Source organism: Aneurinibacillus aneurinilyticus ATCC 12856 (genome assembly GCF_000466385.1).
Taxonomy (GTDB): domain Bacteria; phylum Bacillota; class Bacilli; order Aneurinibacillales; family Aneurinibacillaceae; genus Aneurinibacillus; species Aneurinibacillus aneurinilyticus.
The window spans coordinates 1-23,015 of sequence record NZ_KE952723.1 but is presented as its reverse complement, the minus strand read 5'-3'; the positions used below and the strand labels follow the sequence as shown (position 1 = coordinate 23,015).

Genomic DNA, 23,015 nt, shown 5'->3' with positions numbered 1-23,015 from the left:
GCGTTCTAATCGAAAAAAGAGGCTAGATTCTTTTCCAACGTCAGATCTCCTTTTACTGCTTCTGCTTTATAATCGCAACCGTGCAGCGCGATACGCAAATGAGCTTCTCATCCTCATCCACAATTTTAATATCCCATACCATCGTAGTTCGGCCTTTGTGTAGCGGCGTAGCAATGGCGGTTACGATGCCGTCCTGTTTGCCCCGGATATGGTTAGCATTAATCTCAAGTCCAACCGCCATCTCATTCTCCTGGTCGATAAGATTCCATGTTCCCATGCTGGCCACTGTCTCAGCTAACACGACGGAAGCGCCTCCGTGCAGCCGCCCGAACGGCTGGTGTGTATTTGAATTCACCGGCATCGTTGCTGTTACCCGCTCCGGTGTCATCTCCCCTAGCTCAATTCCTAATGGTCCCATAATCGTATCTTTCATATCCTTCATCCGCATTTCATTCCCTCCTTCGTTGATTTCCTTTATTGCAAACCAAGACGGCTTAACATATTTTTCAATACGTCAGCCTCTTCCTGTGTAAAATTGGCTAGAATCGTACGGTTAATGTCTTCCATCTCTTTTTTAAGCTTTTTCTCCAATGTACGTCCCTTTTCGGTAATATGGATACGGTTCATCCGCCGATCTTTCGGATCGGGGCGCCTTTCTACTAATTCACTATGGGTAAGCCGGTCCAACAGACCGGTTATCGTCGCCGAATCCAGCCGCATCCGCTCACCCAGCTCCACTCCGTGTTGCCCGTCCTTCTCCCACAACAGGTGTAATAAAGCGTACTGTACCGGCGTCACACCATGTCGCAGCAACGCAGCCTTACTTATTTGATAGACACGTTGATGGGCTTTGCCGACTAAAAATACAACACAATCTTCAAGCACCTCCTCAGGCCTCCTTTTTCATTCTATTCTGAACTTAACACAAAAAAAGTATCTTGTATACAACTAACTTGCGTAAAAACAAATAATGGGTCTATCGTGTACGGATACTTTTTCCGAAACGAAAGACCCTGTCGATTATTATTACTCTGTCTCACCTGGCAACCATACTGTAAATTTTGTGCCTTCACCTACTTTACTTTCCACGGCAATCGTTCCATGATGTAGCATTACCAGTTCTTTAACAATCGCCAGGCCGAGACCTGTGCCCATTTCTTTGCGGGAACGGACCCGATCAACCTTGAAAAACCGTTCCCAAATAAGCTCTACATCATGCTCGGAAATCCCAACGCCTGTATCCTCTACGCATACCTCTATACCACCGGATTTCTCCCGCGCCCGTAAGGTAACAGCTCCTTGCTCAGTGAACTTCAATGCATTGTTCACCAGATTGATAAAAATCTGCTCGATACGGTGAGGATCAGCAATAATTGCAGGCAGCGGATCTGCCACATCCAGATGCAAATTCAAATTCCGCTTGGACGCTTCTTCTTTAAACATGAAGACGATGCGACGCAAAAACGAATCCATATCGATCGGCCGCTTTACCAGATTTACTTCATGCTTCTCAAGACGAACCAGTTCAAGCAAATCATTGATAAGCCGGCTCATATGCATTGTCTCTTTGTACATTACATCGTAATACTTTTGGCGCGACGCCTCATCAACGACCAATCCGTCCTGCAATGCTTCCAGGAATCCCTGCATCGCAGTAAGCGGCGTTCTCAGCTCATGAGATACGTTAGCAAAAAAGTCCTGGCGGGTTTTTTCAAAACCGGTTCGCTCCGTTTCTATGTGGTCAAGCGTGCTGGCCATTCGATTGATCGTCCGCGCCAGGTCACCGATTTCATCTTCCGTTTCTACGATAACACGCTGTTTGTAATTGCCTCGTTCAATTTGCAGCGCAACATCATCAATGCGTTTTAATGGCCGGGAAATCGTCCAGGAGAGATAGGATACCATCGCTGTACACAGCAGAATGCCCAGCAATGTTGCCCACACGATCATCTCCCGCATATTTCCAATCGTCTCTTCAATCCCCTCTACCGGTGCATGCAATACAATACCGCCGAACACTTCATCCTTTTGTCCCCACGGCACGACTACTGACATCATCGGCTTGGTCAAGCCTTCAAATTTCAAATCCTGCACTACGTCCTTCCCCTGCATAACCTGCTCTACGATAGAACGTGCTACAGACTTACCAATGAACACTTCATCCTGCGTCGAGGTAGAGATAATCTGGCCCTGTCGATTAAACACCCAAATACGGGTGTCGAATGTCTGATCAAGAAACGCCAGCATCGCCGCTGTCTGATCTGCCTGTACAGGGTAATTCTGAATAGCCAGATTTACTTTTTTTGCTTTACGCAGCAGTTCTTCCTTCGTACCATCATATATGTAATTCTTGGCCAATACCGACATGGAGAGGCCAAGCGCTCCAAGCCCCAGCAATACTGTCACCATGTAACTAAGCAGGAGCTTACGGAAAATACTTTTACTGATTCCGAACCAATCTTTCACTATGCGGAGCACGATGCTTCCACCTCGAACTTATAACCCACACCCCACACTGTATGAATACATTCATAGGAGAGCTGCGCCAAATGCTGCCGAATCTTTTTGACATGCACATCTACCGTGCGAATATCACCGAAAAAGTCATATCCCCAGATTTGTTCTAACAGTTGCTCCCGGGTAAATACGCTGCCCTGCGAACGGGCAAGAAAGACAAGTAAATCAAATTCTTTAGGACGAAACTGCACTTTTTCTCCCGCAACGGTCACCTGACGTCCCTGCAAATCAATGTGAAGATCCTGAAATTGCAAAACATTGCTTGGCACCGTATCCTTTTCTTCTATTGAACGCGGCTGCATTCGACGAAAAATTGCTTTGATTCGTGCAACAAGCTCTCTTGGACTGAATGGCTTGGTCACATAATCATCAGCCCCAAGCTCAAGACCAAGCACTCGGTCAAACTCTTCCCCTTTTGCAGATAACATAATTATAGGCGTATCCATTATTTTACGAATTTCCCGGCATGCCTCGTATCCATCCATTTTTGGCATCATCACATCAAGGATGATCGCGTCCGGCTTCTCTACCTCTGCAAGCCGTACTGCTTCTTCCCCGTTATGCGCTTCTACTAAATCGATTTGCTGCTGGGCAAAATACAAACGAATGATTTCTAGTACGTTCACATCATCGTCAGCAACAAGCACCTTTGTTCCGTTCACGCTATCTTCCTCCTCCATTCCGTACGCGCACCGAATACGGAATACAGCTTTGCAAGCCTTTTCTTCTTCTCTATCCGTTAGTATACCATATTTTTTGTGCACATTTTGCAAGTCTGGAATGTCTATCTACAGCATTCGTAAATAGAAAAAGAGTCGTGTCCGGGCTGAAGGACTGAAATTTTTTTTGACTATTAAAATAACCGGTACAAATGTACCGGTTATTCTAGGAAGAAGAAGCGTGAAGCTTATATTATTTTTTTAATGGTTAACATTTTTAGTAATTGGTTGGTTTTCCTATGCTATAGACGGTAGGGTTTTGCTGTGGTATCGTACAGGCGTTTTGCTCGTTTATTGGTCTTTTGATGTCATTTCATTTTCTTCATCACATAAGCAGCATACCGTCCATTTAAGGCTTTTGCTCACCTCCTGATGCTTTTACTTTACAGGAAAATTGTAACCATATCGTGTCATAGCTAAGAACTTTTTTTGATAAAAATGTGATCAATTTGTGTTCTTATCAGAAATCCATCGTTTTACGCGCGCTTCAAGCTCATGTTCGTTTATACCAAGATGCTTCTCCAAATATTCATCTGTCAACCTTGTTGTGACCTTTTTCCACTTGTAGTTCGCATCCTTATCTTCGAATGGAATATCATCTTTAATCTTATACCACGGTGTATTGCTATATGATGCGATCAGCTCCTGCAACGTATCTTCTCCATACATCTCTACAATGTAGCGTACCGTATTATAGGAAAATGCATATTCCTGCTGCTGCTTACGGCCATTGACGCCAAACCCATTCTCGCCGAGACGTTCACTGGCGGTCAGACTGGACAAATTAATCTCACGCAGGCGCCGCTGCCCGGACTCCCCATCAAAAACGTATGACATATTATCATCACTATAATACATGGCCATCCCTTCCATTAGCCATACAGGTACATATGGGGGCAATTGTGGAAATTGATAAAGATGTACGATTTCATGCTTAAGCGTCGTGTACACTGAACCATCCTGTGACGAATTCTGTAGTGCTTCGAAATTCAAGGAAATAAACTGGTTTGTTACCTTATAGCCGGCAGCATTGAGGAAATATTGGCCTGAAGCTGTTGCCACCGTATGCCCACCCTGCCATAAATTTTCTTCAGGGTATACAAGTACAGGATAGGGAGGGTTGCCCTTAATACTCAATCGCCTGCCTATTTCCACGTAAGCGCGTTCTGTTTTTTCCATAATGGCAGGCATATCGTTTTCATTTTTATCATGGTAAAGAAATAGGAAATTCTCTGTTTTTTTTGTTTTTGTCTCCCCTATCTCAAAAAACGCAGGTGAATCGATTGGTATATAACGAGTAACTTTCCACATGCCCTGCTCTGTCTGCTTTACGTCAAAAGAACGCTCCATCGTATACCATTCACTTTTTTTTCCGCCCCTATACCGATACTTCACTTCCGTTTTAAGACCTTTTAGCGAACATTCAGCCCCATTCTGGATTAGATTTCCTGCCCCCTTCAATTTTATTCGTACGTCTAATATCGGAGCCATGGCTAACCTTTGTGCCATATTTTCCTGTCCACTATGTTCCATTATGTTATCCATCTGCTGCGGATTTTGACTTCCTACCGCCTTTGACCAAGCATCCAGCATCTGTTGGATCTCACGATACGCTTCTCCTCTTGCCGATTTTTCACTGAGCACATCCAGCTTATCTTCCGCCAATACAGAAGCAATCCACTCGTTCTCCTGAAGATCATGTACAATGCCTGCAAGTATGGCGCTTGGATTTTCTTCTTTATTTATCGTGAAAAAACCGCTCAAGAGGAGAAGCGACAAAAGAAAGAGCAAACCAAGTTTTCTCAGCGCTTTCATTCGTTTGCATTCACCTCTAATTTTTATATATCATCCATCTTCATTACCACCTACCCGGTAAGCAAAACGAAAGTTGGCATATCTTTCACAAGAAGGTACAATGAAGAGAAAAGTTGATATGCAGGAGGGAAAACAGTGGAAGCCTCATTAGAGATTATTGTTCGTTCTACGGAAATCGATGTAAATGGCCATGTCAATAACGCTAAATACCTGGAATACCTAGAGTGGGGACGTGAAGAATGGTATGAACAGGCGAACCTGCCTTACAATACATTTCTTGAGCTTGGCATTCAAACCGTTACTGTTAACATTACGATCAATTACCGCAAAGAGTGCATACAAAATGATCGGCTTACCATTACAACCAGACCGGAGAGGCTGGGGAGAACAAGCTATACATTAAAACAGGAAATCTATAACCAGCGAAACGAACTGGTAGCAGATGCGCTTGTCACAAGCGTAACGATGGACAGTAATACACGTACAAGCCGTCCAGTTCCCGAGGAGTTGGCACGCCTGTTCGCCCATTCGGCTTCATAAATTAAGAGAAGCTCGCAGGCGCCCTCGCCCGCCCCTTTTCAACAAAGAAATGAAATGGCCGATCCCTGATAGGATCGGCTGTTTTTGTCTACTTTCTCCTAGTATGCTTTTTTGTTTTGATGTTCGGTTTCTTTTTGAACGGAGGACGGGAGGAAGGTTTCTTAGGCGGCACAAGCTCACCACGGAATAGCATCTGTTCCTGAATTTCAATATGAAGCTGCTTGGCAAGCTTACCTGCCATGAATTTTTCTTTCGGCTCCAAAAGCGTCACTGCCATGCCACCTTTACCCGCACGACCAGTACGGCCCGCACGATGGATGTAGCCATCCGCATCGAACGGCAAGTCAAAGTTAATTACATGCGTTACATCGTCGATATCAAGGCCCCGGGCCAGCAAGTCTGTCGTAACGAGATACCGAAGTTCACCTTTACGAATCTTGTTCATGGCCTGCTCTCGTTCCGCCTTTTTCGTTTCGCTATGAATACCGGCGATAGCCACTTCTTTGGCAGCAAGCCAGTTTGCAATATCGCCTACCAGATGCAACTTCTTCACGAAAATGAGCGCACGCTCCGGCTGTAGTGCCTGTAACAACCGACGCAGCGTTTCGAATTTTTCCCGCTCCGGTGTTACAATAAAATAGTGTTCGATAAGCTTGGGCAAGCGAGACTTCTCCTGAATTTTGATAACTTTCAGCTCTTCTTCTGTCCACTTGCTCCCCCACTCTTCTACCATAGGCGAAATCGTGGCCGAAAATACAGACAGCTTCCTTGTGCGTGGTGTGCGTTGCATGACCGCTTCGACTTCACGGACGGCGCCTGATTCAAGCATCTGATCCGCCTCATCAATAACAAGCCTTTTCACTTCATGGACTTTTAGCTTTTTCTTCTCAATCAGATCATAGATGCGGCCCGGTGAACCGATAATGATGTGCGGTTTTTGCTTCAGCTTTTCAATCTGGCGCTTAATATCTACACCGCCCATAATAATTTGAAACCGAATATTCGTCCCTCTACATAAAGCTTCCAATACATGACGAATTTGTACGGTTAACTCACGGGTAGGTGCGAGAATAAGCGCCTGGGTTGTGGAAGCGTCCGCATGAATCTCTTGCAGAAGCGGAAGCAAATAGGCAAGCGTTTTGCCTGTACCTGTCTGCGATTCGCCGACCACGCTGTAACCCGCCAGTTGAAGCGGGATAGCTTGCTGCTGAATCGGTGTAGGGATTTTAATGTTTATCTCAGCGAGCCCTTCCAGTAGAAAAGGGGCAAGCCCGCTCTCAGCAAATGTTTTCATCCGCGTTTTCCTTCCTCAGGCTGAACCGGCAACTGAATGGAGAATGTTGTCCCTTCTCCCAGCTTGCTACGCACGCCAATCGTTCCCTGGTGGCCCTCTACAATATTTTTTACAATCGACAATCCAAGACCTGTACCGGCGCGTCCGCGCGTCCGCGCTTTGTCGGCCTTGTAGAAACGCTCGAACACAAACGGTAAATCCTCGGCCGGAATCCCGCTTCCTGTGTCTTCTATTTCAATTGTATATGTTCCATCTTTAAAGAGCGTACGGAGTGTAATCGTTCCTCCTTCACCCGTATGACGAATGGCATTGTCTATAAGATTGGTAAGTACTTGCTCCATCCTGTCGGCATCGAATTGGAACACGCCATCCTCTGCTTGCCAATCCATCTGTAAATGAATTCCCTGCTCTTTTGCTACACCGTTAAATTTACGAATAATCTTATCCTCCAGCTGGAGCAGGTTTCCTGACTGGATTTCAAGCTGAATGTGTCCAGCCTCCATACGGCCCAAATCTAGCAATTCATTCACAAGCCGGGACATACGCAATGACTCGTCATAAATAATCTGTGCAAGCTCCTTTTTCTCTTCCTCCGACTGGGCCACATCATCAACAATCGCCTCGCTGTATCCTTGCAGCATAACGAGTGGAGTACGCAATTCATGCGATACGTTGGCAAGAAAATCCTTGCGCAGCTTATCCAGACGACGTTCCTGTGTCATATCACGCAAAACGGCTACTGCTCCGCGCACCTGCTGGTCATCATACAATGGAGCCATAACGACAGCATAAATACGTCCTTGTATGATAACATCTGCTACCACTTCTTTTTGATGCTTCAGGACTTGCTCCAAAATGGATTTCATCGAAGGGGGAAGGCCCTCTCTCCCTCCTTCGTTCTGCTCGTACTTCCATGCCTTCATTAATTCATCGGCAGGCGGGTTGGTAACAATCATGCGACCCGTATTGTCGAAAGTCATGACACCGTCCACCATACTGCTCAGTACGCTGGCCAGCTGTTCTTTCTCGCGGGATAGTGCCACAATCAAATCGTTCAGACGCTTTGCCATATGATTAATTGTAGCGGCCAGATCACCGATTTCATCATTCGTTCGGATGGAAATCTGTGTAGAGAAATCCCCCTGCGCATACAAATCCGCCGCTTTTTTCATCGAGCGCAACGGTTGGGTGACACGTGATGATAGGAAAAAAGCGAAAAACGTTGACAATACGATACCGATGGCTGCCGCATAGAAAATTAGCCGCGTGGTCTTATATGTCGTCTCTCGAAGCTCCTTCATCGTCTGATACAAAATCAATTCATTTTTGAGCGTCGAAGAATGGAGCGGAACGGCTACGGCGACAAACTCCTCATAATGCGGAAGGGTGCTGCCTTGCTCGATAACCGGAAAGAAATCACGCGTTACCGCAATGCGATCATTAATCTGTGCCTGCTTAAGCACCGGATGCTTCAGAAACTCTTCCGCTCTCACCTCTGGTATGGAAGCGTCCCTCGGGGCGTTTTTTCCTTGTACATAGTTACCGAGTGAACCGGTGATAACCATGCGAGTATCATAAACATCTACCAGCTCTTTGGCAATGTTAAGCGTTTTCTCATGATCTTTATAGCTAAGAATGACATGCGCCATATTCTGCGCCAACTGTTTCAGATCTTCTGTGCGCTGCCGCTCATAGAATCCGTCCAGAAAAGACATCAGCGTCAGGCTAAGCACGGTGAGCACAACAGCAACTAATCCGATAATCGTAATCCAGAGCTTAATAACGACCTGGTTTAACACTTACTTCGGCACCTCAAGCTTATACCCGATTCCCCATACAGTCGCGATCATATTAGCCGCGGCAGGAGAAATCTTATTCAATTTCTCGCGCAGACGTTTGATATGAGTATCCACGGTTCTAAGATCGCCGAAGAATTCATAGTGCCATACATCCTTAAGCAAATCCTCGCGGGAAAATACGCGGTCTGGATTACGCGCCAAATAATACAAAAGCTCATATTCCTTCGGCGTCAAGCTGACTTCTTCACCGGATACGGTTACACGGTGGGCATCATGGTCAATAGACAGTTCCGGGAAAACAAGCACATTATGCGAACTGCTTGATGTCGTAAGAAACGCGGTCGCAGATGAACGACGCAATAACGCTTTCACCCGAAATACAACTTCTCGTGGACTGAACGGCTTCACTACATAGTCATCCGTCCCTGACTCGAAGCCTTGAACACGGTTCACTTCCTCACCCTTAGCGGTTAGCATGATAATAGGCGTTGCCTTCTGCTCACGCAGCCGGGTGCATACTTCGATACCGTCAATGCCTGGTAGCATCAGGTCAAGCAAAATCACATCATAATCGTTGGAAAGCGCCATATCCAATGCTTTCTCTCCATCTTCTGCTTCTTCGATAATAAAATCTTCTCTTTCCAAATACATTCTCAGCAGCCGACGAATACGTTCTTCGTCGTCTACTACAAGCACTTTGGCTTGCTGATTCATTTACTCTCACCTCAGTTGACATTTTCAATGCAAAGACTGCTTTTCTGCTTATTTTACCATTTTTAACAGTGAATTGTGGCTATAATCGTTCAAATTATATGTTACCCGGGTTGCAAAATACAAGCTTTTGTTTTAATACACAGTTTCGTGGAAACAATATAAGAGCGAAAGGAGTGAGCTTTTATGAAAAAGCCGGAACAAAATATTCGCTATGATGCCGAAGGTGAAAAAATCGTTCAGCAGGAAATTATGAACGCCTACAATAGTGGCGTCATCGAAGACGATGATACGTATTCGCAGATGGGCGACAACCCGCAAAGCTCCCATCGTCCAGAAAGCCATTATGAAAACCGTACCGAAAATCTGATGCAAGACGACGAACTTGAAGAAAAAAACCCGGACGATTTCGAATAGGAGCGAAAAAGGCGCCCTGCTTGAAAGATGTATAGCAGGGCGCTTTTTCTTATCTTAACATCATGCATAAGAATGAAGACCTGAGATAACAAGGTTAACAAAGACAAGGTTGAACATAACAAGGATGAAACCGATAACAGCCATCCATGCCGATTTCTTGCCCTGCCAGCCCCGCGAGAGACGCAGATGGAGATACGCGCTATAGAACAACCACGTAATAAGCGCCCACACTTCCTTCGGATCCCATCCCCAGAAGCGCCCCCATGCTTCATGTGCCCATATCATCGCGAAAATCAAAGCACCAAGCGTAAAAATCGGAAATCCGATAGCTACAGCCCGGTAGCTAATCTCATCAACCAACTCTGGCTCCAAATCCTGTACCCATTTGCTTGCTACAGCGGAAATTCTCCGACGGAATGCCAGCCGTGCGACACCGTACAGTAGCGTACCGCCAGCCACGGACCAGATCAGTGTATTGAACTTGCGCGCTGCCTGATTCCCTTTCATAAAGGCCGGTGCTTCAAACCACGGTTTCATCTTATCCGTAGTCTCCAGCGTCCCGTCCTTAGGCCCGACAATCGCAGGCATATGATATTTCACCTGTGACTCGACCACCTGGCCGGTCGACATTTGAAACGGCGCCTTAAACGTCGTCTTATATCCTGCCAATTGGAAAGAGAAAACAAGAACAATGAAGGCAATAAGCGCACAGATAACCCACATGACAATTTCCAGCCAGACAGCCGACGCCGAATTTTCTTTCAAATTGACTGTGCGCAGCAAATACATCAGTCCACCGGCGAAGCCGACCGCAAATGCTCCTTCGCCAAGCGCTGCCGTCGACACATGAATTTGCAGCCAGTAGCTCTGCAGCGCGGGGATAAGAGGCGTCACCTCACGTGGAAACACAGCCGCATAGGCGACAACAATTACGCTGAACGGCATGACAAAGGCGCCGATAAGTGGGATGCGGTAAATGAGATATATTCCCAAAAACGCAAGCGTCATCGCGAAGCCAAGGAATTGCATGAACTCAAACATATTGCTCGTAGGAATATGCCCCCCTATGTACCAGCGCATTCCGATAAATACGGCGTGCGCAAGGAAGCCAAGGACCGCCGTCGCATACGCGATGCGGCCGAACCGTTTGCCGTGCCCCTCGGGCGTGCGATTACGGAAGCTTTTGCCCGTCACAGCAACGAAAAACAGAATGGTCGCAATACAATAAAAAATAAATGCGATGGTCAACATAGTATTGCTGAGACCGATGAGATTACTCACGATTGTTTAGCCTCCTTCTCCAATTGCGCGGCAGAGATATGATACCCGTTCGCCTCTAAAATCTTCACAACTTCATTTTTTACACCAAACCAGTTTTTGTTCGTATGCGCAGCTACCAATAGCTTATCCCCTTCCGTCTGGAACCAGATACGGCGATGCTGCCAATAAAAGCCCATCACAAGCCCTATCATACTGATGGCTGCACCGAAGAAAATAACCGGAATACTATTATCCTTGCGTACCATCAAGCCACTCATGTCGACCAGATCCGGCTTAGCGAACGCATACGTTATAATCGGTTCTTTGCCGTCGGCCGTCAACGTATTCCCTAGGAAAATCCATTGTTTCTCGCCGTTCGGCGTCTTAGGTGAAATCGTATTAACGATAAACGCCGGATTGTTCGGTTCAGTCGATTTTGTAATCGGCTGCTTATTCTCATCCAGTGCAAAATCAGGAAAATACTGCAGCACCTGAACCGTTACATCCTTGCTTGCTTTCACTTCTTTTGCCGGCGAAAGCAAATCCAGCTTTACACTGCCCAATGACTGCTTGGTAGCTGTATCCATAAGTTTTAAATTCAACGCCTGTAGTTGATTTTCCTGTTCTCCTGATTGATATAGTAATAATCCTTCGTATTTTAATGGATGGTTTACTTGAATATCATGCTGTGCTACCTGCTTTAATTTCGGTTCCGCACCTGGAATACTGGCATTTTCATTTTCATAGAGTACCGCTTTCGTTTTGTACTCCTTCACGACAACACCATCCAGATCGAGCTTCTCCGGAAATTCATCATCCTGATAATATTCCTTCACAAATTCCACGCTTTTGAGATAATAGTTCGTCTCCGGCACAGGAACGGTTTGCCCTTCACGCACCCATACGTACTGATCAAGATAAAAACCCGGAATCAACCGCATGAGACAGCCTGCCAGAAAAATAATCAGTCCAATATGGTTAATATAGGGGCCCCAACGGCTGAATCTGCCTTTTTCTCCAAGCAGGGCGTTTTGTTCACGACGTACATGATAGCGCTTTTTTTTCAGCGATTCCTCAAGCGCTGCGGCCAGCTGCTCCGCATCTTTACCGGAAGCGTCGAGTTCTGCGTTAACCTTTTGAATCTGCAGGAATTTTTTATCCCGCTTTACACGCTGCTTCTTTAGCGCACGATACAGGGGAACGACACGGTCCAAACTGCATATGACAAGCGAAATTCCGATTCCGAGCATGAGCGCAATAAACCACCATGAAGAATACAAATTATGAAAGCCGAGCTTGTAATAAATAAGACCAAGGGTTCCATACGCCTCCGGATAGTATTGTTCCGCCGGTTTTGGTACCGGAATGTAGCGCTCCTGCGGAAAAATCGTTCCAATGGCTGACGCGATAAGCGTCAATACAATCATTATGACCGCATTCCGCACGGAAGAGAAGAAGTTCCATACGCGATCAACAATCGTTTTCTGATAGACTTGTGAACGACGGGCAGCCCCTTCATAACGCATGTCCAGTTTCTGATTGGCAGCGGTTCCGTCCGCAAGCGGCGCGCCACATGACTCGCACAGTGTCGTTCCGACCGGATTTGCGTGTCCGCATTCACATTTTACATTGTCCAACATGACATCACCTCACCTCATCTTTCTCACGGAACAATCTGCTGCATATTATCCTGGATCGTTTTGTACGACATCGGACCGCCTACGATATGCTTATAGAGCGTTCCATCCGCCCTCACGAAAAAAGTAGATGGCATTTGGCCAATCTGGTATTTACGGGTAATGGCACGAGCTGGGTCCATTAATAAGGGCAGTGCATCCAGCTTATACTGACGGGCAAATGATTGAATCGGAATTTCTGATTCACCTACATTAATGGCAAGAATGACAACATCTTTATTTGCAAACTCTTTCGATGCCCTGTTTAAGTCAGCCATTTCTTCGCGGCAGGGCGGACAATATGTACCCCAAAAGTTCAGCACGACCGCTTTACCTTTTAGCTGACTTAGCTGCACCTTTTCACCGCCGATTTGTTGAGCTACAAAATCGGGTACAGGCTTGCCAACTTGCACGGTCGTCTTATCTTTGAAATAAGCAGTGTAAAACGTCCAGCCGACAGCCAAAACGATGACGGCCAGCACAAACAGCCGCGTTATTTTGCGCGTCTTCATACACAAGCAACCTCCTTAGCATATACAAAAGCTGCCATTTTCATTGTTAAATCAAGGATAACTATACACAATTATAACGGTTATAAAATTTAATACTTCATCTATTTTTTGAACGTTTGGTGACAGCAAACCTTCCTCATAATTCTTACTCCACTAGCTTACCTCACTTTATTTTTCTTGCAAACGTATGAACACTCACGATTCATTTCGCGAAAAACAAATGCATAAATATTTATTTACATATGTATTTATTCGTTGTAGAATTGAATTTATCTTACAGCCGCATCCGGCTGGTACGCTCGAAAAAGAAAAGAGGTGCACGCATGATGATTCCGACGGAAATGCAGTGGAACGCTTTGCTGCAGCGTCACGCAACTGTTACAGTACATGCCAAGGGGCAGCAAGTAACGGGCGATTTATACAACGTAACAGACGAACAAGTAATTCTCATCGTACCGAACAAGCAGGAGCTGTTCGAGGTTATTTCCCGTGCAGACATCGATGATATTAGCTGGTAGTGCAGTGCATAAATATCTAACAACAAAGAAATGGCGATTCTCAGCCATTTTTTTATGCTGTTCTTTCTTATAATGCATATAAGCGAGCCACTTCTTCCGCTGTTAAAGGCCGATATCCTCCTTCAGGTACCCCTTCCAGCGTCAAAAATGCCAACCTTACACGCTTTAATTTTCTGACCGGATGCCCAACCGCTTCACACATCCGTCGGACTTGGCGGTTCCTGCCTTCATGAATGGTAAGACGGATAAGGGTCGTTTTACTTTTCTCATTGAAGCGTAGCCGTACAGCGCCAGCCGGTGCAGTCATCCCATCTTCAAGCGCAATCCCCTGTCTAAGCTGTATAAGTGCGTCTTCCTCCATCCTTCCCCTTACTGTTGCTTCATACACTTTGTCCAATTCATGGCGCGGATGCGTAATGCGGTTAGCGAACTCACCGTCGTTCGTAAGCAGCAGCAAACCGGACGTATCATAATCAAGACGCCCCACCGGGTAAATCCGCTCCTCTATCCCTTTCATTAAATCAAGTACCGTCTTTCGTCCCTGTGGATCAGTAACAGATGTAATATAGCCGGTTGGCTTATTCAACAGAAAATACACATGGTTTTCACGGGCAATTTTTTTCCCGTCCACTTCAATTTCGTCATGGACGGCATCAGCTTTATAACCAAGCTCCTGTATGGTAACACCGTTCACTTTTACACGCCCCGAAACAATCAATTCCTCGCACTTTCTACGTGAAGCCACACCCGCCTGAGCCATAATTTTTTGTAATCGTTCCATTTCTTACCCACCTCCTCTCTCATCATACCTCTCTCTTTATTCAGACACAACGTACAAGCAAAAAACTCCCGTTTCATCAAGGAAACAGGAGTTTATCCAAATACAAGCCACACAACAAGAAGAGAAGCAACTACTCCTACAAAATCTGCCATCAAACCAACCTTAAGTGCATATTTTGTATGGCGCACCGCCACCGCACCGAAGTATACCGTTAATACATAGAGCGTCGTGTCCGTGCTTCCTTGAATGGTGCTCGCCAGACGTCCGATGTACGAATCTGGACCATGCTGAGCGATTAGGTCTGTCGTAATCGCGAGCGAACCCGAACCGGTTATCGGTCGAAGAAGCGAAAGAGGCAGCACTTCCGATGGAAAATGCAGCAAATCAAGCAACGGCCGAAGCGTCTTCAACAACAAATCGAGTGCGCCTGATTCCCGAAATATCGTAATCGCCACCATCATGCCGACAAGAGACGGCATAATGCGAATGGCTGTTCCGAAGCCTCCTTTGGCACCGGATACGAACATATCATACACAGGTACTCTTTTATATAACGCATAGGCGAGCACATAAGATAGAAGCAACGGAATCGCCCATATGGAAGCTTGCCCGACAATCGCATACATTACCGTCTCCGCTCCTTTCGCTGATACCATCTATCGATTACGATGGCGCTACAGGTGGCAATGAATGTGGCAAGCAGTGTTGTACCGACAATGTCCGCAGGATTAGCCGAATTATAATTCATGCGGATTGCGATAATCGTCGTCGGAATCAACGTCATGCTTGACGTGTTCAGCGCCAGCAGTGTACACATCGCCGGTGTGGCCGTATCCGGCTTTGGATTAAGCTTCTGCAGCTCCTGCATCGCCTTAATGCCCATCGGGGTCGCCGCATTGCCCAATCCGAACAAATTGGCCGTCATGTTGGAGAGAATATAGCCGAATGCCGGATGATCTTTCGGTATGGTCGGAAACAGCCAACGAGCTAGCGGGCCGAGCAGGCGGGCCATCTGTTTTAGTAATCCCGCCTCTTCCGCCACTTTCATCACCCCCATCCAAAAAACCAGAATACTAATCAACCCAAATGTAATCGTAACACCCGTTTTGGCTCCTTCGAATATCGCTTTATTAACCGCTTCTGCGCTTCCATTAAAAAACGCAGTCGCAATTCCGATAAGAATCATGCCTGCCCAAATATAATTAACCATCTACATCCCCTCCAGCATCGTTCGTATGAACGACTCCAGATTCGACGTGAAGCGATTGCTGAGCGCCTGTGCCATCGTCTCCTGCTCCATCGTAAGCTTTATTCTTGCTAACACCGATGTACCCAGAGTAATTTCTAGAAACGGCTGGTTGATGTTACGTACAAGCCGTACGTCGACTAATGACTTTTCTTCCTCACTCAGCGGATAGGAGAACGACCGACTGCTGTAATAGGCAAGCACTCCATCCGCTTGCTTTTCTTCTCCCATCCGCTGTTTATCCTTGATAATCTCGGTAAGCGGATAATTGCTGAATCCGTAATCAAGCCAGCTCATCGAATCGTCCCAATCATTAGGTGCATTCAGAACGATGACGGCGAGCTGCTGTCCATTACGGGATGCAGACGAAGCAAGGCAACGCTTTGCAAGTTTTGTGTACCCGGTTTTTACTCCGTCTGCCCCTTTATACAGACGCAACATTTTATTCTTGTTTAATAACTTGCGTTCCCACTTCTCGCCTTCCCACGGAATGCTTTTGACCTCAGCGGAGACAATCTTGCGGAATTCAGGATTACGAAGCGCATACGCGGTTAGTACAGCCATATCCCGCGCGGTAGAATAATGATTATTGCTGTCATCAAGCCCGTGCGGATTTGTGAAATGGCTGGACTGCATGCCTAAATACTCTGCTTTCTCATTCATCAAACGGGCAAAGCCTTCGACCGATCCGCCGACATGTTCAGCGATAGCCACTGCCGCATCGTTACCGGAACGGAGCATTAATCCATACAGCATATCCTCCATTTTCATCTTCTCACCACGTTTCAGATAAATGGAGGAGCCTTCCTTAGCATAGGCCTTGTCTGACGTTGTAACGATATCCTGGCTATTCCCTTCCTCCAGTGCTACGATAGCGGTCATGATTTTCGTCAAGCTTGCGATCCTCATCTTTTTTTCGCCTTGCTTCTCCGCCAGGATCCGGCCACTGGTAACATCAATCAAAACGGCTGTTTCTGCGGATACAGGCGGTGGAGCGGGTTCTGCAGCCTGTACAAGTTGAGGTAGAGCCAGCAAGCTGACAATCAGTACCATCACGAGTTTCCTCACACGAATCCTCCCCATCCTCAACGGTTTGTCCTTTATCCCGCCTTAACGAGCAGTAATTCCTCCCATTGAGTGAAGTTTCACTTTGCAAATCCGGGTCGATGCAGTATCATCACACTGCGGTTTGGTGAATTCTATGAATTCTATATATGTATATGGGCTGTCCACAAGATTATGACCACAACCAACCGCTGCTTTCTTTTATAAAAAAACTCCGCGCATTCATGCGGAAATAGCCTATATGTAAAATAGAAAAGAGCAGAGGCCGATTATAGGCTTCTGCTCTTTATCTATTTCACTACTCTTCTCGTTTACGATCCGTACGTATCCAATCATATAAACGTTGTCCGTCTGTTTCTTCTATATGCTGAACCGCAAGCTTAGCTCCGGACTTACCGGAAACGATAACCGCTGCATACGAAGCAAGGTGAGCAGGACGCTGCCACGGCATTCTCCGCAAATATGCAAACTGAATGCGTCTACGAGGAATGAAACTGGTCGTTTTGGCAATACGGCGACTCCTAAGCACAAGCGTCTTATGTCCATGCATTGCAAAACCCCCAGCCCGATACTGCAACCAGCCGAATAGCACTGCAGGCAGGATAAGCAGAACAGCTCCATAGCGCCATGGATTAGTTGTCCACAGAAAAGTTGCGAAACAAACGGCCAAAGCTATTATTCCCCACCGCAACATATAATAACCTGCAGCCCGGCGCGGCAATGATTGCAAATCTGTCTGCACACAGAAGCCTGGAAGTACACGCTCAATCATCATGAATGCTTCAGTCCGGCGCAGCAATGGGAACAGTACGGTTGTCTCACCCTTAGCTGCTCCGTATCCCGCCGTATCAACCTGAACAGTTACCAGCCCGAAAGGCTGGCGTAGAAGCCCTTCTGTAATGCGAACCGCCTGTACCCGCTTCATCGAAACAGTCAATTGGCGACGCTCAAGCCATCCCCGCGAAATTAGCAGCTTATCCCCTGTCTTTGTCAACGTAAATCCACCGTATTTTAACATCACACCCGCCACGCCTAAAAACCAGGCTACAAGCAAAATGAGAAACGCAAGGATAAGCAGCGCAGAGAGGACGAAATGATTAAAAAAAGCAAAAATCCTGTCGTACGGCAATTCATTGCTTATCTGAGAAAACCCGGCAGCAAACAACGATAGCACTATGCCCAGTCCACCGGATGTAGCACCGTATATGACTAATCGTTTTACAGGCAGCCGATATACGAAGTCAGGCTCTGTCTCCGCGCACTCCCCAGGGCTCGCCTTCGTTTCCTCTCCCTGTACAGCATCTGCATTGGCATTCCGGTTGAACATCAACTCCTGCTTCAACCGTTCTGCTTCCTCCCGTGTGACTGCGGTAAGCACCGCTTCAGGCTTCTCTCCACCAGCTGTTTCTACGGTTACTTTCACTACACCGAACAGCCGATGCAGCAAAGGCTCTGCGAAGTCTACCGTCTGAATGCGCTGCTTGGCAATAAAATTCCGTTTTTTAACAAGTACGCCATGCTCAACCCGCAGTTCACCCTCTTCCACAGAATAACGATATCTACGCCAGGCAAGAAATCCCCACAACAGCGTACCAACGACGATAATTCCTGTGCTGCCAAATCTCCATAGCAAATCCTTCCCCTCGTTCATCTCACCTTTAAAGAGGCTTGATATAAACAAAATAGCGAGCGGAAGCAGCATTTCACGCAAAGCACGCAGTCCTGACAACAGGGCGGCAATAGGGTGCATTCGGCGCGGCTCAGACATCTTCATCAGAAACCCTCGCTAGACGTGCAATCGCATCACGCACTTCATCAGCCACTTCAACGGAAAGAGCTGGAATCTCATGGCTGCCCGCCGCGGTGGAAAACGTCACACCTGCTAGGCCGTAACGCCGCAGGAACGGCCCTTGTTTCGTATCCACGTGCTGCACCCGTACCATCGGAATCACAGTCTGTTTGACGATTAGTACACCACAGCGCAAATGTATTTCATCCTCGTTAATATAGTAGCGCCATCTACGCCAACTGCGTTCCGGCAGTATAATCACTTCTACTATCAAATGTAAAAGCGCTCCTGCAGCTAGCAGCCATACGATAATGCGGGGCATTCCTACCATCAGATGCAATACGACTCCACCCGCGACCACCAGCCACAATGCTGCCGACACGATACCATTTACAAAACGCCATACCCTGGGTGCCCTTCGATCGATTCGTTGCCAGAGCGTTTCATGTTTATCCATATGTACTCCTTTCTTAGCGATGTCCTCACTTCTTTCCTTCCTTTTACGCTTTATCAAAAAGGAAAGTTTCTTGGTTTATAAGAAAAATATCCTGAACGAACCTTCGCTCAGGACGTAGTATCTTCTTTATCTTTTTTATAGAACAAATACGCCTCCTGCTCTACATCCGTCCCTTCCGCTGAAAAATCGGGTGGAGGCGGCAGCTCATCCAGGTTGCGCAAGCCGAAGTACTCAAGGAACTCTTTCGTTGTCCCATATAAAATCGGACGACCTATTGTATCAGCCCGTCCCACCTCTTTAATAAGATTCTTGCTTATGAGACGGGAAATGGAACTCTCGCACTTCACACCACGAATCTCTTCCAGTTCAAGCCGCGTAATCGGTTGCTTATATGCAATAATAGCCATTGTCTCCAGCGCTGCCTGGGACAGCGTAGCATGTGACGGAGTGTAGGCCAGCCTCTCGAAATATTCGGCAAACTCCGGTCTTGTCGTAAACTGATATGCCTGTGCAATCTCGACGATTTGTAACCCGCGCTGCTGTTCTTTGTAGTCATGCTTCATCTCATCCATTAACGCGACCACCTCATGAAGTTCCAAATCCAGAACGGTCGCCAGCTGCTTCGCTTCGATTCCTTCATCACCAGCTACGAACAATAACCCTTCTACAATCGCCTTTAACTTTCCTACATCGATCATATTGCATCCTCCTGCATCCGCGACACCATGATTTCTTTAAACAGTCCATCCTGTTGACAAACGACGGACCGCTTTTTCATCATCTCCAACAGCGCAAGGAATGTTGTTACAATTTCAATTTTCGATTCTTGCTTCTCCAGCAATTGCAAAAAAGATACACGACCGCCCGCAATGGCTAACACCTGTTCGATTTCTTTCATGCGGTCCTTCAATGAAATCTCATCGCGCTGTACTTTCACTGCTTGATCCTTACGATTCACGCGTTTCAACGCTCTTTGCAACGCATCCACCAGGTCATAGATCGTAACATTTGAAATCGGATTTTCTTCCTCGGGAACGAACTGGCTTAAATCCTCTGCTGGTCGCGTGTATACCCTGCTTTGTTCCTTTTCCCGCTCACGGAACGTCTCTGCAAGCTGTTTATATTTTTTGTATTCTAGCAGACGTTGTACCAGTTCTTCCATGGGATCTTCCTCTTCTTCATACGGCTCAATCCCCCACTCGTCAAACATCTGCTCTTCTCGCTTAGGTAGTAACATTTTGCTCTTAATAGCGAGCAGCGTAGCCGCCATAACAAGGAACTCGCTGGCTACATCAAGCTGCAGTTCTTGCATAATGTATAGATGATTCATATATTGGTCGGTAATTTCTACGACCGGTATATCATAAATATCTACTTCTGCCCGGTCGATTAAATGCAACAGCAAATCAAGCGGACCTTCAAACGAATCCAGTTTGATGTCGACTCCCATCAAACGTCCACCTCTCTATCTTATCAAAGAAAACAGTGCGTTCTGTACCCATTCATACGGCTGATACAGCACAATTGAGCCAAGACCAGGAATGAAAATCAGGAGCAACAGCACAAACATACCATATGGCTCCATCCGCTCAAAAAAATGGTCGAAACGCCGTGGCAAAATATAGCGGAAAATTTTCGAACCGTCTAGCGGTGCCACCGGTAGCAAGTTAAATACGAATAGCGCTACATTAATTGCAAAACTCCAGGTAATCGTATTGCTGACTAGTGTAGCCGCCCATGCCGGCCACGCATTCATAATATTCGTTGTCGCCAAGTACCAGCCCGCCTGCAAAAATAAAAAGGCGAGAATCAGATTGGTCAGAGGGCCAGCTATCGCTACAAGCACCATCCCCAGGCGACGGTTGCCACGGAAATGAAACATATTCACCGGAACCGGCCGCGCCCAGCCGAACGGGCCGAATAAAATCATCAGCATACCAATCGGCTCGACGTGGCTAATCGGATTCAACGTCAGACGCCCTTCATTTTTTGCCGTATTATCGCCAAGCTTGTACGCTACAAATGCGTGCGCCCATTCATGAATCGAAAAGGCGATAACAAAGGCAATAATCCGGTATAGCAATGAATCCCAGTCAAAATTAAACAACACCGTTCCCCCTTTTCCTATCATTTTTCTATACGGATATACTTTTTTTGATTCAAGATATCGAACAGCATATATGAAGCCGCAACTCATTCTACCATATGCCTGCAAGATGTAGCAATTCTGCGGTTTTGCCGTTTTATTTTCTATCAAGGATGTTGATTATCCAGTACGATCCAGAGTGGATCGTCATCACACCGTGCCCAGGCGTCGGTTCGTCTCCCACACGGAAGCATAGAGGGCCGCTTTTTGCCTCAGCCAGGCGGGACCGCAAAACATCTGGGTAGACGCGAGGAGGGAGACAATTGCTGTCCTTTTTCGCCTGGCCGGGGCAATCGCTCGAGAATCTTCCACCTTATGAATAATCAACAGGTGTGATTTTATATAAATAATACTTGATATTTCGACATCAACATGATGATTCGAGGAATGCAAATTGTTCAGATTCTACCTTTATGTATGATAATAACAAAGAAGCCCTTCAAGAGATTTTTCTCTCAAAGGACTTCTCAATCTTATTTTACCGCTTTAACTCGATTTGTTCCTTAAGTAGTACCTATAGCTATTGTTAATCTTAAAGTTGCAGGGGTGCTACGGATCGTATAGTTCGTCTCTAATACTGCTCCGGTAAATCCCACACTTACACCATCAGTCAGTACATAATCCCACGCTGGTGCTGTTTTGTTATAGTAAGTACCAAATGATGGATTACTCCAAACACTAGGATTTGGATCAGTTTGGTTAAAATAGGTTCCGCCAGAAAGTTTAGTACCTTCCGTTTTGGCTGTTAATTTTCCTTGATTAATAGTTACAGGTGTAGCAAGTAAATCATATCTCACTTGATATTTAGTAGCCTTTGTATATGTTTTGCCGTTTTTTGTTGTCTTAGAAGCCCACATCCAAATCCATTGGCGAAAATTTGATCCTGCGTTTTCGTTATTATCTCTTGCATCATATATAAGTTGCACTTGACAGTTTGACATGATAGCTCGGTTGGAAGTAGGAGATTCGGACAAAGAAGAGGTTTGGTGCGCCCTGCGCTCCAGCAGAAGAAAGGCCAGTGTGTCTTTTTCTAGTCTCTGATTTTCTCCGTCTTTTCTTACCTCCTACCACAAAAGTTTGTCGATTTGCCAAACCAGATGTATATAGACAAAATATAACAAATCCCTTCTTTTACTGTTAGAATATTTATAAGATTTTTCAATTACTGAAAAAGGCGTTTTATGTACCTTACTTTAGGAGGTTCTTATGAAAAAAATATCGCTTGGTTTTATGTTTCTTTGCCTAGTTTTCTCATTAGTTGCTTGTAATGGTAAAAATACAGAACAGGCAACCTCGGAACAGAACACAGTAATAGAAGAACAAAAGATTTTTTTAGAAGGTGAGTCCACAAATTGGAAGGGAGTTGTAACAGTTATATACAAAGAAAAAATGTTTAATAACGAAAAAGGATACGTAACAAGTGGGGCTATACAACCTAAGAACAAAATGAATCTTACTTATTTGAAATACGATACAAAAATTGAATCCTTAGATGGTGGCCCCGGTAGCGAACTTATAACAAAAGAGCAACTAAGGGAGGATGTTTTTGGTAAATACGTATACGGTGGAAGTAATATTAATTATACATGGGATGAATTTGAACAAAAGATTAGAAAAGCAGAAATAACAATAGAATGGAAAGAAGGGAAAGGAAAAGAAATCAAAAAGGAGATCATTACAACCAAAAGGAGATCTAAATAACTTACACCATGAAAGAAAGTCAACTACCCACCACTTAGATTCTACCGAATCT

The 23,015-nt window shown here is 45.9% G+C and carries 25 protein-coding genes; 4 read left to right on the top strand and 21 right to left on the bottom strand.

Going from position 1 to position 23,015, the window contains the following annotated elements:
• Positions 1–52: 52 nt before the first annotated feature.
• From HMPREF0083_RS05905 to HMPREF0083_RS05885, 5 genes are all read right to left on the bottom strand, one after another.
• Entirely contained in the window at positions 53–433 is a 381-nt protein-coding gene (locus HMPREF0083_RS05905; protein WP_370952929.1) for a hotdog fold thioesterase, read from the bottom strand.
• 41 nt (positions 434–474) lie between these two features.
• Positions 475–885: a MarR family winged helix-turn-helix transcriptional regulator gene (locus HMPREF0083_RS05900; protein WP_021620224.1), complete on the bottom strand. Its 411-nt coding sequence runs from the start codon at positions 883–885 to the stop codon at positions 475–477.
• 141 nt (positions 886–1,026) lie between these two features.
• The gene (locus HMPREF0083_RS05895) at positions 1,027–2,478 is read right to left on the bottom strand and encodes a sensor histidine kinase (RefSeq protein WP_245191317.1); all 1,452 of its coding nucleotides are present in this window, start codon (positions 2,476–2,478) and stop codon (positions 1,027–1,029) included.
• Positions 2,466–3,179 (bottom strand): response regulator transcription factor, encoded by a 714-nt coding sequence (locus HMPREF0083_RS05890; RefSeq protein WP_148315885.1) that lies wholly within the window; start codon positions 3,177–3,179, stop codon positions 2,466–2,468. The genes HMPREF0083_RS05895 and HMPREF0083_RS05890 overlap by 13 nt, the downstream gene beginning before the upstream one ends.
• A 501-nt stretch (positions 3,180–3,680) precedes the next feature.
• A complete protein-coding gene (locus HMPREF0083_RS05885) occupies positions 3,681–5,051 on the bottom strand; it encodes a gluzincin family metallopeptidase (RefSeq protein WP_021620221.1) in 1,371 nt (456 codons plus the stop codon).
• A 135-nt stretch (positions 5,052–5,186) separates the two neighbouring features.
• Between HMPREF0083_RS05885 and HMPREF0083_RS05880 the strand changes: the two genes are divergently transcribed.
• On the top strand, positions 5,187–5,591 hold the full coding sequence (locus tag HMPREF0083_RS05880) for an acyl-CoA thioesterase (RefSeq protein WP_021620220.1): 405 nt from the start codon (positions 5,187–5,189) through the stop codon (positions 5,589–5,591).
• A gap of 88 nt (positions 5,592–5,679) precedes the next feature.
• Here HMPREF0083_RS05880 and HMPREF0083_RS05875 read toward each other — a convergent pair whose 3' ends face one another.
• The 3 genes from HMPREF0083_RS05875 to HMPREF0083_RS05865 are packed head-to-tail and all read right to left on the bottom strand — an operon-like array spanning position 5,680 to position 9,398.
• The gene (locus HMPREF0083_RS05875) at positions 5,680–6,885 is read right to left on the bottom strand and encodes a DEAD/DEAH box helicase (protein WP_021620219.1); all 1,206 of its coding nucleotides are present in this window, start codon (positions 6,883–6,885) and stop codon (positions 5,680–5,682) included.
• Positions 6,882–8,684, bottom strand: a complete 1,803-nt coding sequence (locus HMPREF0083_RS05870; RefSeq protein ID WP_021620218.1) for a sensor histidine kinase — start codon at positions 8,682–8,684, stop codon at positions 6,882–6,884. Before HMPREF0083_RS05870 ends, HMPREF0083_RS05875 begins: the two co-directional genes overlap by 4 nt.
• On the bottom strand, positions 8,685–9,398 hold the full coding sequence (locus tag HMPREF0083_RS05865; protein ID WP_021620217.1) for a response regulator transcription factor: 714 nt from the start codon (positions 9,396–9,398) through the stop codon (positions 8,685–8,687).
• Positions 9,399–9,581: 183 nt separating this feature from the next.
• On the opposite strand from HMPREF0083_RS05865, the gene HMPREF0083_RS05860 reads away from it, so the two are divergent.
• Positions 9,582–9,812: a hypothetical protein gene (locus tag HMPREF0083_RS05860; RefSeq protein ID WP_021620216.1), complete on the top strand. Its 231-nt coding sequence runs from the start codon at positions 9,582–9,584 to the stop codon at positions 9,810–9,812.
• Positions 9,813–9,872: 60 nt separating this feature from the next.
• Here HMPREF0083_RS05860 and ccsB read toward each other — a convergent pair whose 3' ends face one another.
• The 3 genes from ccsB to HMPREF0083_RS05845 are packed head-to-tail and all read right to left on the bottom strand — an operon-like array spanning position 9,873 to position 13,260.
• Complete coding sequence (gene ccsB, locus HMPREF0083_RS05855; RefSeq protein ID WP_040301673.1) at positions 9,873–11,063, bottom strand: c-type cytochrome biogenesis protein CcsB; 1,191 nt, start codon at positions 11,061–11,063, stop codon at positions 9,873–9,875.
• Between the two features lie 26 nt (positions 11,064–11,089).
• Positions 11,090–12,712, bottom strand: coding sequence for a cytochrome c biogenesis protein ResB (gene resB, locus HMPREF0083_RS05850; protein ID WP_021620214.1), 1,623 nt, complete (start codon positions 12,710–12,712; stop codon positions 11,090–11,092).
• Between the two features lie 23 nt (positions 12,713–12,735).
• Complete coding sequence (locus HMPREF0083_RS05845; RefSeq protein ID WP_021620213.1) at positions 12,736–13,260, bottom strand: redoxin domain-containing protein; 525 nt, start codon at positions 13,258–13,260, stop codon at positions 12,736–12,738.
• Between the two features lie 323 nt (positions 13,261–13,583).
• Here HMPREF0083_RS05845 and HMPREF0083_RS05840 point away from each other — a divergent pair, with 323 nt between their 5' ends.
• Positions 13,584–13,778 (top strand): hypothetical protein, encoded by a 195-nt coding sequence (locus HMPREF0083_RS05840; protein WP_040301647.1) that lies wholly within the window; start codon positions 13,584–13,586, stop codon positions 13,776–13,778.
• A 67-nt stretch (positions 13,779–13,845) separates the two neighbouring features.
• Here the strand turns inward: HMPREF0083_RS05840 and HMPREF0083_RS05835 are convergent, their stop codons facing one another.
• The 10 genes from HMPREF0083_RS05835 to HMPREF0083_RS05790 form a co-directional block, all read right to left on the bottom strand.
• Entirely contained in the window at positions 13,846–14,559 is a 714-nt protein-coding gene (locus HMPREF0083_RS05835) for a pseudouridine synthase (protein WP_021620211.1), read from the bottom strand.
• Between the two features lie 92 nt (positions 14,560–14,651).
• A complete protein-coding gene (locus tag HMPREF0083_RS05830) occupies positions 14,652–15,185 on the bottom strand; it encodes a spore maturation protein (protein ID WP_021620210.1) in 534 nt (177 codons plus the stop codon).
• Complete coding sequence (locus tag HMPREF0083_RS05825; protein WP_021620209.1) at positions 15,185–15,769, bottom strand: nucleoside recognition domain-containing protein; 585 nt, start codon at positions 15,767–15,769, stop codon at positions 15,185–15,187. The genes HMPREF0083_RS05830 and HMPREF0083_RS05825 overlap by 1 nt, the downstream gene beginning before the upstream one ends.
• On the bottom strand, positions 15,770–16,873 hold the full coding sequence (locus tag HMPREF0083_RS05820) for a D-alanyl-D-alanine carboxypeptidase family protein (protein ID WP_370952927.1): 1,104 nt from the start codon (positions 16,871–16,873) through the stop codon (positions 15,770–15,772).
• A gap of 295 nt (positions 16,874–17,168) precedes the next feature.
• On the bottom strand, positions 17,169–18,644 hold the full coding sequence (locus HMPREF0083_RS05815) for a PH domain-containing protein (RefSeq protein WP_021620207.1): 1,476 nt from the start codon (positions 18,642–18,644) through the stop codon (positions 17,169–17,171).
• Positions 18,631–19,116, bottom strand: coding sequence for a PH domain-containing protein (locus HMPREF0083_RS05810; RefSeq protein WP_040301645.1), 486 nt, complete (start codon positions 19,114–19,116; stop codon positions 18,631–18,633). The genes HMPREF0083_RS05815 and HMPREF0083_RS05810 overlap by 14 nt, the downstream gene beginning before the upstream one ends.
• A gap of 107 nt (positions 19,117–19,223) precedes the next feature.
• A complete protein-coding gene (gene scpB, locus HMPREF0083_RS05805; RefSeq protein WP_040301669.1) occupies positions 19,224–19,811 on the bottom strand; it encodes an SMC-Scp complex subunit ScpB in 588 nt (195 codons plus the stop codon).
• Complete coding sequence (locus HMPREF0083_RS05800) at positions 19,811–20,566, bottom strand: segregation and condensation protein A (RefSeq protein WP_021620204.1); 756 nt, start codon at positions 20,564–20,566, stop codon at positions 19,811–19,813. The genes scpB and HMPREF0083_RS05800 overlap by 1 nt, the downstream gene beginning before the upstream one ends.
• Positions 20,567–20,581: 15 nt before the next feature.
• Positions 20,582–21,223, bottom strand: coding sequence for a site-2 protease family protein (locus HMPREF0083_RS05795; protein WP_240961185.1), 642 nt, complete (start codon positions 21,221–21,223; stop codon positions 20,582–20,584).
• A gap of 542 nt (positions 21,224–21,765) precedes the next feature.
• Complete coding sequence (locus tag HMPREF0083_RS05790) at positions 21,766–22,203, bottom strand: hypothetical protein (protein WP_021620201.1); 438 nt, start codon at positions 22,201–22,203, stop codon at positions 21,766–21,768.
• A 265-nt stretch (positions 22,204–22,468) separates the two neighbouring features.
• On the opposite strand from HMPREF0083_RS05790, the gene HMPREF0083_RS05785 reads away from it, so the two are divergent.
• On the top strand, positions 22,469–22,963 hold the full coding sequence (locus HMPREF0083_RS05785) for a hypothetical protein (RefSeq protein ID WP_021620199.1): 495 nt from the start codon (positions 22,469–22,471) through the stop codon (positions 22,961–22,963).
• The last annotated feature ends 52 nt before the right edge of the window (positions 22,964–23,015 follow it).